The organism is Streptomyces sp. DH12, assembly GCF_020873895.1.
GTDB lineage: Bacteria > Actinomycetota > Actinomycetes > Streptomycetales > Streptomycetaceae > Streptomyces.
The window spans coordinates 1-392 of the sequence record NZ_JAHWGT010001636.1 but is presented as its reverse complement, the minus strand read 5'-3'; the positions used below and the strand labels follow the sequence as shown (position 1 = coordinate 392).

The following is a 392-nucleotide window of genomic DNA, read 5'->3' as shown; positions in this document are numbered from 1 at the left end:
AACGTGTGGTCGATGCCGGATTCCTCGACGGCCCGCTCCACGGCGCGGTGGTGCTCACCGCTGTGGTTGTCCCCGGAGGTGTCGAGCACGGACGAGGAGGAGAGCACGACGATGCGGCGCACGCCGGCCTCCTTCGCCAGCGCGACGACCTCACGGGCCGTGCCGGGCACCGGGAAGAGATACAGCTTCTCCACTCCGTCGAGGGCCGCCGTCAGGGTCTCCGGCTGCTCCAGGTCGCCCTGGAACACCTCCACGCCCGGCGGGAGCCCGGCGGCGGCCGGGTCGCGGGTCAGCGCCCGCACCGGGGCGCCGGCGGCCACGAGTCCGTCGACCACGTGGCGGCCGACCGCTCCGGTCGCTCCTGTCACGAGAACTGTCATGCCTGCTCCACC

At 73.2% G+C, this 392-nt stretch carries 1 protein-coding gene; it reads right to left on the bottom strand.

Annotation, left to right across the window (positions count from 1 at the left end; translation table 11 throughout):
• A partial coding sequence (locus tag LPA54_RS41465; RefSeq protein WP_228985535.1) for an SDR family oxidoreductase occupies positions 1-380 on the bottom strand: 380 nt, incomplete at its 3' end.
• Positions 381-392: the final 12 nt, after the last annotated feature.